Genomic DNA, 10554 nt, shown 5'->3' with positions numbered 1-10554 from the left:
TTTCTATGTTTCAAGTTTTAGATTATAATATTTGGGCGAATATGTTGATTATTTCTAGTTTGCTGACTTTATTAGGGATACAGACCGTTATCTTGTCACGTCTTTCCACTTATTTCAGCTTTTCATCAATCATAATAGTCCCCTATATTGCAAAACAACTTTTTGAGGAAAAAGACTATAAAATATTACGTTGGGTGATTATTGGATTATATTTTATTTTCTTTATTTTTGAAGTTGATAAATTTAACAGGGGAGAATATTTATCTGAGCTCAATCTAATTTTTTGGACAGAATAATAGAAAAGTGAGGTGAATCTTGTGGGAATAGAAAAAGTATATGCAGTAATCGGTAAACGCCTGCTAGATATTTTAATAGCTAGCATGTCGCTGATTCTTCTTTCTCCTTTATTGATGTTACTAGCACTTCTGATTCGTGTAAAGTTAGGTCCCAGAATCTTTTTTACTCAGAAACGACCAGGAAAAAATCAGAAAATTTTTCTGCTGTATAAATTTCGAACGATGACAGATGAAAGAGATGAGTTTGGGAATTTATTGCCTGATGATCAGCGACTGACTTTTTTTGGTAATCTCTTGCGATCAATGAGTCTTGATGAATTACCGGAACTTTGGAATATTTTAAAGGGAGAAATGTCGTTGATTGGGCCCCGTCCGTTGCTTCCAGAGTATTTGCCTCTTTACAATAGTGAACAAAAAAAGCGTCATCTGGTTCGCCCGGGGTTGACTGGATTGGCACAAATCAATGGACGGAATGCGACTAGTTGGCAAGAACGGTTTGCATGGGATTGTCGCTATGTCCAGAAAATAACTTTTTGGCAAGATTGTTTGATTCTTTTGGCAACGATTAAAATAGTTGTGAAAAGAGAAGGGATTTCAGAAGTCGATCACGTGACAAAGAAAGAATTCGAGGGGAATGAATGAAAAACATCTTATACGTAACGACGATTTCTAATACGATCAACTCTTTTCTGGTTCCGCATATTGCCCTTCTTTTAAAACAAGGACATCAGGTTAGTGTGGCCTGCCGAGTGAAAGAAACGTTGCATCCGTCTCTAGAGAAAGTGATTGTTTACGATTTGCCATTTGAACGTAGACCTTTTCATAAAAATAATTTAAAAGCCTATCGTCAATTTAAAAATATAATCAACAAAAATTTCTTTGACATAGTCCATACGCATACACCCATTGCCTCGGCAATCGTCCGATTTGCTTGTCGAAATCAGGCGTCAAAAGTCTTTTATACGGCTCATGGGTTTCACTTCTTTGAGGGTGCACCCTTAAAGAATTGGTTGGTGTACTACCCGGTGGAACGAGTATTAGCTAGACACACAGATGTCCTAATGACGATTAACGAGCAGGATACTAAAATTGCACAAACATTTTCGGCAAACAAAATTGTGCATATTCCGGGCATTGGTTTTGATTGGCATCGCTATCAAATCAAAGATACGATTGCTCGAGAACAGTTGAGACGAGAGTTGAATATCCCAATAGAAGCGAAGGTTATGATTTCAATTGGGGAATTAAACGACAATAAGAATCATCTAACCGGAATTAAAGCTTTAGCAAAAATGAAAGAGCCGATTTTTTATCTGATTTGTGGATCGGGAGACCATCTTCCACGGTTGCAAGGAGAAGTTCAAAAGCATGGCTTGACAGAACGGGTGATTTTTCTAGGAAATGTACCAAATGTAAGGAAGTATTTGAACATTGCGGATTTCTCGCTATTTATTTCTAAAAGAGAAGGGTTGGGACTTGCAGGCTTGGAAGCAATGGCCAGCGGGTTACCGCTAATCAGTTCTTTTGTTGGAGGAATCCGTGATTATACTCAAAATAATATAACCGGTATCACCATTCGTCAGCCAGAAAATGTCGCTGAAGTGACGGCGGCGATCCAACAGGTAGTGAATTATTCACCCAATCAGAAAAAAAATATTGGCGGAAACAATCGAAAAATAGCTGCTCGCTACCAACTGGATTATGCGGTAGAAGCAGTCAATAAATTTTATTAATAATTTTTTTGAGGGGAGGAACAAAATGGACGCTGAAAAAAAAGTTTCAATTATTATGGGAATCTTTAACTGTGAGCAAACACTGGAAAAAGCAATCACTTCAATTTTGGCTCAAACGTACGCAAATTGGGAATTGATTTTGTGTGACGATGGTTCACAGGATAAAACAAAACAGCTGGCAAAAAACTATGCGACTCAATTTCCTGAAAAAATCTTCCTGCTTGAGAATTCAGAAAATAAACGTCTGAATTATACATTGAATAAATGCATTGCGTTTGCTACAGGCGAGTATATCGCCCGACAAGATGCGGATGACTATTCTCATCCTGAACGGCTAGAAAAAGAAGTCGCTTTTTTAACTAAGCACTCCGAATTCGCTTTTGTCAGTACGGGAAAGGTCCATTTTGACGAAACAGGTGCTTGGAGTGAGGACTACAGTAAAGCAGAGCCGACCGCATTTGATTTGTTGAAGGCTTCTCCGTTTTGTCATCCTTCCTGTATGATTCGTTCGGAAGTTTTGCGAGAGGTCAAAGGCTACAGTGAAGGGCCTCGACTCATGCGAGTAGAAGATTATCATCTTTGGTTCAAGATCTATCGAGCGGGGTATAAAGGGTATAACCTGCAAGAATTGTTGTATTTTTACCAAGATGACAGAGCGGCGATGAAACGGCGAACCATGGGACATCGACTAAATGAAAGATATGTTAAGCGCTTGATTATTCGAGAGCTGGCCCTTCCAATCTGGCAGAATATATTTTTATTGCGCCCGTTACTAGTAGGGTTAGTACCTATTGGCCTTTATGGGCAGTTGCATCGAATGAAAATGCAACGACAAATAGAAAGAAGAAATTAGCAAAGATTTCTAGTTTATCGTGAGGAGAGTGGCAACAATGAGCAGAATCCTTTTTATGATCTCGACGTTAAAAGGCGGTGGCGCAGAAAAAATACTCGTTGATTTATTGAATCAAATCGAATTTGAGGATGTTCAAATTGATTTACTCGTTCTTTTTAACGAAGGTCCCCATTTTACTTCAATTCCTGAGCATGTTTTTGTTCAAACGATTTGGTCAAAACAAATTCGCGGAAATAGTCATCTGATGAAACTTTTTTCTAAGGAACGGTTGTCGCGACAGATTATTCGCGAAGACTATAATTTGATTATTTCATTTTTAGAAGGCCCAACGACACGGATTGTCGCAGGATGTTCTTCAGCGGAGACTAGCTTAGTTAATTGGGTGCATAGCGAATTTCACGAGTTGCGAGAACTTTCGAACAGCTATCGAAGTAAAAAGGAATTGGTTGAAAGCTATCTAGCTTATGATCATACCGTTTTTGTCTCCGAAACAGCTCGGCAATCTTTTTTGAAGCTGATACCTCTCGATGTTAATAAGACAAGTGTATTATACAATCCCCTTGATTTGGTGAAATGTGGGAATTACCCTCAAAAAACGCAGTTAGATGAGCGACTTACGTTCGTTACAGCGGGCCGACTAAGTTATCAAAAAGGCTATGATCGACTTTTACGGGTAGTGGATCGGTTGGTTAATCAAGATGGCTTTGATTTTCAGTTAGAAATTTTGGGCGTCGGTGAGCAGTTGGATACGTTGAAAAAAATGCAAAAAAAATATGGCTTAGAAAAACATGTCCATTTTCTCGGTTACCAAAAAAATCCCTATCCCAAGTTAGCAGCGGCGGATTTATTCATAGCCTCCTCTCGATTTGAAGGGTATAGCACAGTGGTTACAGAAGCAACGGTGTTAGGTGTTCCGGTTGTCGCCACAAATTGTTCGGGCATGGAAGAGATTTTAGAAGATACGGGTTGGATTGTGGATAATTCTGAAGAGGGGGTGTATCAAAAATTGAAGCAGATTTTGGCAACACCCAGTAAAATTTTGGATATGAGACAGAAAAGTCAAAAGCGTGGATTGGAATTAGCAACCAAGGATTATGTGGGACCTATTCGAAGCTTCATTCAGGAAAATGTACAAAAATCAGTGGAGGGTCGGGAATATGGATAATCAAGAATTTGGCATATAAATGGATCATGAGCGTATGTTTTATTTACCGATTAAAGTAGTCCCCTCTCATTTATAACAGTTAGTTTTTCTTGCATTAAAAAAGGATAGTCCTTTTGATTTCTTTACTAACAAAATTGACTAAGAAACTGCAAAAGAAACTTTAAAACGAAAGGTGGGTAAAGTGCTTGAAAGCAAAAAAAAGCCGCAGTGACTATGCCATTATCAATTCTGGTGTGGCGATGTTCAGTTATGTACTCAAACTGGTGTTCAGTTTTATAGTACAAAGTTTTTTTATTCGCTATCTAGGGGTCAATTATTTAGGCTTGAACAGTTTGTTTAACGACATCGTTTCCTTTTTGGCAGTAGCTGAATTAGGTCTTGGGTTAGCGATTGTTTATGAATTGTACGGACCGATTGCACGCGGTGATCATGAGGAAATTACGGCACTGATGCAGCTTTTCAAGAAAATATACCATGTAATTGCTGGGGTCGTTTGTCTGTTGGGTGTTGCGTTGGTTCCCTTCTTGCCACTTTTTTCTGGACAAGCAGATCAGCTCTTTGCACAATTCTATTTGATTTATTTCTTGTTTCTTTTAAATTCAATCGTGAGCTATTTATTTACCTATGATCGGTCACTTTTGATTGCCAGTCAGCAGAATTACTTGATTGTTTCAATCGATACCCTAATGATTGCCGTCATGACTGGTTTGCAGATCTTTGTTCTAGTTACTTCTCAAAATTATCTGCTCTTTTTACTCATTCGAATCATTGGGACCGTTTGTGCAAATGTGATGATTACCCTCTATTCACGAAAGAAATATCCGCAATATAAAAAACGCGGCACATTCAAATTGTCAACGGTAAAAAAAGACAATCTAAAAAAAATCACATTAGGGAATCTTTCCTCAAAAATTGGTGGATTTGTGGTCACCGGTACAGACAATATCTTGATTTCTATATTTGTCGGGTTGACTACTGTAGGAATCTACGCCAATTATCTCTTGATCTTTACTGGTATCCAAATTTTGTTGCGACAAACGTTAGCTGCTACGACCGCTAGTATCGGGCATTTAGGCGTGACACAAGAGGTAAAATCTATTCAACAGACCTTTAAACGTCAACAATTTATTAATTTTACTCTTTTGTTTTTTACAGTAAGTCTATTAGCAGCGTTAATTAATCCATTTATTCGATTATGGATTGGCGAGCAATTCCTATTGTCACCCGTTGCTGTCTTTCTGATTTTAGTCAATTACAGCACCTCAGTAATCCGAATGACACCGTTGATTTTTATTGATGCTTTTGGTTTGGCTTGGCACCAACGCTGGAAAGCGTTACTGGAATCTTTGTTAAATATTATTTTCTCGTTATTTCTTTTAATTGTATTTGATCTTGGAATCACTGGCATATTGTTGGGAACGTTGCTATCGACGGTGTCCACTGTCCTCTGGTTTGAACCTTATATTGTTCATAAGTTTGCATTAAAAGCGAATCTCGCAACTTATTTGCAGCAAATGGTCAAACAATTTTTAATTTTGGGAGGCAGCAGTCTTTTGGTTGTTCTAGTGACAAATCAATTACCTGAAGGAGGATTTGGTCCATTCATCCTTCGAGGAGTGGTGACAGTCATTCTCACCATGAGTATGTATCTTGTTTTGTTCTATCAAACGGATGGGTTCAAGTATAGCTTTTCACTACTAAAAAAAATCAAGGATTCGGTTTTTGCATCCTAGATGATTGGAGGAAAAAAATGGAGACACCATATTTCGTTATTGACGATGATGAATTGGAAAAAAATATCAATGAATTAAAAACAGCATTAAAGACCTATTTCCCTTCCAATATTATGGGATATTCGGTAAAAACCAATTCGTTGCCTTGGATAGTAACAAGGATGAAGGCAACGGGATTTTATGCAGAGGTAGTTTCAGATGACGAGTACAACTTAGTTAAAGAGTTGGGTTACTCACCAAAAGAAATTATTTATAATGGGCCTGCAAAATCGGAAGAAACATTTTCTGAGGCTATCCGTAATCAGTCAATTGTGAATATTGAAACCTATCGCGAGCTTGATTGGTTGGAAAAATATGCTGAAGAAGAAACGAGGGTTGGTCTTCGTCTTCGGATAAATCTGGAGGAGCTTTGTCCAGGAGAAGGACCGATGGGCGACAATGGCGGACGGTTTGGGTTTCCGCTAGCGGAGCTGCCAAAATTAATTGCCAGAGTTCAGAAAAAGGCGATTCTTGCGGGGCTGCATGTTCATTCAACAAGTAGAACGAGAAGTCTGGAAGTCTACAAAAAAATTACAGCTGAGCTAGTCAAAGTCATTCAAAAGCATTCCTTGAACTTGGAATATGTAGACATTGGTGGTGGTTTTTTTGGTGGGGTACCGGATAAGCCAAGCTTTATGGAATACATGGCAACAATTTATCAGGAATTGCAACAGGTCCCCAATCATCAGGAGCTGACGTTGATTGTTGAGCCTGGCTCATCTATGATTGCATCGCCAATTTCATTTGTTACCTCAGTCATTGATGTAAAAAAGACACCTCAAAATATTTTTGTCACCACAGATGGAAGTCGCGCTAATACCGATCCTCTGCACCAAAAGGATACCTACACTTTTGATATTTCAAATGAATCATCAGAACCACAAGAGGAGGTGCCTGTACAAATTATTGTTGGTTTTACTTGTCTGGAAACAGATCAAATTATCCACTTGAAAAAGTGGCCGCTCCTAAGAACGGGGCAACAGATTACCTACTATAAAGTTGGTGCCTATACAATGGGGCTTAATCCTTTATTTATTCGCTATTTTCCTGAAGTGTATGTCAAAATAAAAAACCGTTATGAAAAAGTCCGTTCGAAATGGACGGCACATGAATATATGCAGAAAGCGAAGGTGTATCAATGAATCTATTAATTTTAAGTCCTGGAACCCGCGTTGAAACCGTCTGTTGTTTTGTTAGACAGAAAAATACTTGTGTCGTTTGTGCAGATGCCAGTGAGTATGCGCCAGCACTTTATGCAGGAGACGCACACTATCTGATTCCGAGAATCGATGAGGAAGGTTATTTAGAAGCGGTGATGGAAATCTGCAAAAAAGAAAGAATTAATGGCTTGATTTCACTGATTGATCCGGAGATCACGTTATTAAGTCAACAGGCAGAAATTTTTGATTCACTGAATGTGAAGCTGATTATGCCTCCCAAAGAAGCTATTGAAAATTGTTTTGATAAGATGAAGATGCATGATTTTTGTATCAAGAATGGCATTCCAACGATTCCAACCTATGGAACACTGGCATCTTTTGAGGAAGGCTATTGTAAAGGAGACATTGATTTTCCGGTTTTTATTAAACCAGTGTGTGGAAGTGCCAGCAACGGGGTGCAAAAAATTGAAACCCTTGAGGAACTTCAACAGGAATTAAAACAGACGGAGATTTTTTTGATCCAAGCCTTTATGACAGGTCCGGAATACGGAGTGGATGCCTATGTTGATTTGATCAGCGGAGAGATCGTTGAATTCTTCATGAAGAAAAAAATGAATATCGGTGGTGCCGAAACTGAAAAAGGACACACAATTCATAATGACAGTATTGAAAAAATAGCTCGAGATTTTTTAATAAAAAATAATTGCCGAGGACCAATGGATCTTGATATTTTTGAACATGAAGGCAAGTTTTATCTCACCGAAGCAAATCCAAGATTTGGTGGCGGCTATCCTTTTGCTGACGCGTGCGGGACAGACTTTCCCAAATTGATTGTGAATAATTTGATGGGTGAAATCAATCAACCCACGGACTTTGAGTACCAAGATCATATCAAGTTGATGAAGTGCTATAGTCCAGTCTTGGTATCCCCAGAGACACAGGCCAACGATCTGAAAATTGCTGAGTACGTCCAATAGGCGCTTCACTACCCGTCCTTTTTCCGCAATGGTATAATGAAGAAAAGGAGGTGTTTCCAATGAATGGATACAATGAAATTCTAGTAGCGATTGACGGATCAAAAAATGCCGATGCCGCATTTGATGAAGCAATCAGAATTGCCAGTTACAACCAAGCAAGACTCTTTATCGCAGCAATTATCAATGAAGAAGAATTGTCCACCAGTTCTTACGCCTATACGAAAATTTTGAAAGAAGAACAAGAAAAAGTGGAAATGGATATGCTGAAACGAATCCATGATGCAAAAGAAGCCGGGATCGAGCAAGTAGAGCCTATCGTAGAAGTCGGTAATCCAAAAGTCTACATCACCCGAACGATTCCGGAAGCTCATTCCTTGGATTTGATTATTGTGGGGGCAACAGGCATGGGTTCCATCACTCGGGAAAAAGCCGGATCAACCACCCAATATATCGTGAATAACGCACCATGCAGTGTGTTGATGGTGAAGTAACAGAAAAACTATCAGCTACAATTTAAACCAACAGCCCCAACCACCTTAAGTAAACGTGGTTGGGGCTGTTTTTATAAACGATTTTTCTCCAAAAGTCGTTCTTCTTTTTCAGTTAATGCACGAATAACTTCAATTTTCTTTTCGTCAAAATAGGAGCGAAACCAATCGCCACGCTTGCCGGGAATGTCAGCAACGAGGTGATTCTGAATTACATGATTGATCTCGCGAGTTCCGGGAAGATGCAGGTATTCTTGCAGCGGCAGATTACTTTGCAGGGATTCGTATTGCCATTCCCGTTTAATGATTCCTTGGCAAAGAAATCCCAGTAACATACTGTTATGAATACTTTGACGGGACATTTTACAAGCGATTCGAAACCCATTTCGTAAAATCAATTCTGTGCAGTTGAGTTCTTCACTGATCGCAGCAATTTGTGCCGGATTGACCCATATCGTATCTTTTTCTGTCACTCCCCCAAGAGGAATGAGGCAATAGTTTGGCAAACTACAAGGCAATCTGTATTTACACTGATCAAAGACTGCAGCAAGTGCAAAGCGATACAGTTGTGGTTGAATATGTAAATGATCATGGAGCAAAGACTCTGTGATTTTTTTATGTGTAGCCGCCACTTGCCGGAAATCCTCAGCAGTCAGCACCAAGGAGTGGGAACACTCTTTCCGGGCAATCGGCAAAAGGGCGTGAATAACTTTATAGGGATGAATTGTTGCAATCGGCTCGATTTTCTCACAGAGACAGGCAATATTTTCCGGTTGAAAAATTCGGGTCTGGCAATATTCTGTGATCGAAGAAAGAGGAATCTCTGTGATAAATTCCGGTGAAATGTTGATTGGTTCACCTGTTTTGAGACAAGAAAAATTTTCCATACATAAACACATCCTTGATTAATTAGTTGTAAAAAAAGTAATCCTTAAATAATTACGAAAGGTTTTTCAGTTTTTTTTATTTTATTTCGATTTTTTTCGTTGGATTTCCGAAAGTACGTAGATAGATGAATTTGTTACAGTTTAGGTACCGGCCGGAATGAAAATAAAGGATGTATAAAATGGAGAGAGGACAATTGAATGAGTGGTTGCTGCTTCATCAGGATTTTTTTGAGAAGATTTTGCGGCGAGCTGGAATTTCAGAAGGACAAGCAGATTTTGATGATTACTTGCAGGAACTGCGGTTGATTTGCTGTAAGCTTAGTGAGCCTTTTGCCACGCAACAAGCTTTTGAAGAAATCTGGCCTAAAGGGTTGTTGTTTCAAAAGCTTGTTTGGCAAGCGGCAGATATCCGCAGAAAACAGCGTAAACAGGCAGAAAGAGAAAAGTTAGGAGATACGGTGATTGCGTATTTGCCGGAAACTTTTTCGAGAATTGATGCCCGAACATTGGCCATTGATTTTTGGCAAGCGTTAGACAGCGGGGAACAAAAATTAGTTGCACGATTATTGGAGGATGAAACAATGACTCGGCAAATGCGGTACCATTGCCGCAGAAAATTACGGGCTTCTCAAAGAAGACTGTTAAATCAAGATTTCTTCCGAAATTAAAAAAATTTTTCAAAAAAATAAAAAAATCGCTTTACATTTGCCTCGAAAATTTCGTTATAGAGGTGTAAGGGGCGCAACTTACAAATCAACGAATTGGAGGAAGTAAAATGAAAACACACGTAAGTACGGAATTGGGGATTATGTATCAAGAAGATGGCAAGGAAAAATTGACCAAACAGCGTTTTGCAAATGTGGTTGCTGTACCGTCAGAAACAGAGATTCTGGCATTAGGTGATGCTATGGATCAGCTGGCACCAAATTCAGCTGTCGTTGTGAGTGTTATTGAAACAGTAGCAACACAGCACACAAAATAGGAGGAAAAAATAGATGAAAAAATTATATTTGACGTTTGCAAATGCAGAAGGTAAAAAACATAACCTAATTCCCAAATTGGCGGATGAAAATTTGACAGGAGAACAGGTCCGACAAGCGATGGAGGATATTACGGAATTGTCGCTTTTTGAAAAAGACGGGGTGGCATTGTTTGCTGCAGTAGAAAGTGCAAAATATGTCGAAGTAACCGAGACCCCATTATTTTAAGAGAAGAAGTGGGCG

13 protein-coding genes are annotated in these 10554 nt (G+C 39.0%); 12 read left to right on the top strand and 1 reads right to left on the bottom strand.

From position 1 onward, the window contains the following. The 9 genes from BAU16_RS05865 to BAU16_RS05825 all read left to right on the top strand — a co-directional run. Positions 1-296: EpsG family protein (locus BAU16_RS05865; RefSeq protein ID WP_202621251.1), on the top strand; the 296-nt coding region annotated here is incomplete at its 5' end. Between the two features lie 21 nt (positions 297-317). After that, the gene (locus tag BAU16_RS05860; RefSeq protein WP_161526712.1) at positions 318-938 is read left to right on the top strand and encodes a sugar transferase; all 621 of its coding nucleotides are present in this window, start codon (positions 318-320) and stop codon (positions 936-938) included. After that, on the top strand, positions 935-2029 hold the full coding sequence (locus BAU16_RS05855) for a glycosyltransferase (RefSeq protein WP_161526711.1): 1095 nt from the start codon (positions 935-937) through the stop codon (positions 2027-2029). The genes BAU16_RS05860 and BAU16_RS05855 overlap by 4 nt, the downstream gene beginning before the upstream one ends. Before the next feature lie 25 nt (positions 2030-2054). Further along, positions 2055-2882 (top strand): glycosyltransferase family 2 protein, encoded by an 828-nt coding sequence (locus tag BAU16_RS05850; protein ID WP_161526710.1) that lies wholly within the window; start codon positions 2055-2057, stop codon positions 2880-2882. 37 nt (positions 2883-2919) lie between these two features. After that, complete coding sequence (locus BAU16_RS05845) at positions 2920-4047, top strand: glycosyltransferase (RefSeq protein ID WP_161526709.1); 1128 nt, start codon at positions 2920-2922, stop codon at positions 4045-4047. A 185-nt stretch (positions 4048-4232) separates the two neighbouring features. Then, positions 4233-5780, top strand: coding sequence for a lipopolysaccharide biosynthesis protein (locus tag BAU16_RS05840; protein WP_161526708.1), 1548 nt, complete (start codon positions 4233-4235; stop codon positions 5778-5780). Between the two features lie 17 nt (positions 5781-5797). Continuing rightward, a complete protein-coding gene (locus BAU16_RS05835; protein ID WP_161526707.1) occupies positions 5798-6961 on the top strand; it encodes a pyridoxal-dependent decarboxylase in 1164 nt (387 codons plus the stop codon). Next, complete coding sequence (locus BAU16_RS05830) at positions 6958-7956, top strand: ATP-grasp domain-containing protein (RefSeq protein ID WP_161526706.1); 999 nt, start codon at positions 6958-6960, stop codon at positions 7954-7956. Before BAU16_RS05835 ends, BAU16_RS05830 begins: the two co-directional genes overlap by 4 nt. A 59-nt stretch (positions 7957-8015) precedes the next feature. Further along, on the top strand, positions 8016-8447 hold the full coding sequence (locus BAU16_RS05825) for a universal stress protein (RefSeq protein WP_048604236.1): 432 nt from the start codon (positions 8016-8018) through the stop codon (positions 8445-8447). Between the two features lie 71 nt (positions 8448-8518). Here BAU16_RS05825 and BAU16_RS05820 read toward each other — a convergent pair whose 3' ends face one another. Further along, positions 8519-9331, bottom strand: a complete 813-nt coding sequence (locus BAU16_RS05820; protein WP_137604660.1) for a hypothetical protein — start codon at positions 9329-9331, stop codon at positions 8519-8521. Between the two features lie 179 nt (positions 9332-9510). On the opposite strand from BAU16_RS05820, the gene BAU16_RS05815 reads away from it, so the two are divergent. From BAU16_RS05815 to BAU16_RS05805, 3 genes are all read left to right on the top strand, one after another. After that, complete coding sequence (locus BAU16_RS05815; RefSeq protein WP_137604659.1) at positions 9511-9999, top strand: hypothetical protein; 489 nt, start codon at positions 9511-9513, stop codon at positions 9997-9999. 107 nt (positions 10000-10106) lie between these two features. Next, positions 10107-10313 carry a DUF1659 domain-containing protein gene (locus BAU16_RS05810; RefSeq protein WP_048604233.1) on the top strand — a complete coding sequence of 69 codons (207 nt, stop codon included), beginning with the start codon at positions 10107-10109 and terminating at the stop codon, positions 10311-10313. 13 nt (positions 10314-10326) lie between these two features. After that, positions 10327-10539 (top strand): DUF2922 domain-containing protein, encoded by a 213-nt coding sequence (locus tag BAU16_RS05805; RefSeq protein ID WP_137604658.1) that lies wholly within the window; start codon positions 10327-10329, stop codon positions 10537-10539. Positions 10540-10554: the final 15 nt, after the last annotated feature.

This window comes from Enterococcus sp. JM9B (assembly GCF_009933265.1).
GTDB lineage: Bacteria > Bacillota > Bacilli > Lactobacillales > Enterococcaceae > Enterococcus_C > Enterococcus_C songbeiensis.
Note: the sequence above shows the minus strand (reverse complement) of the source record. Positions and strands in the feature narration are given on the sequence as shown.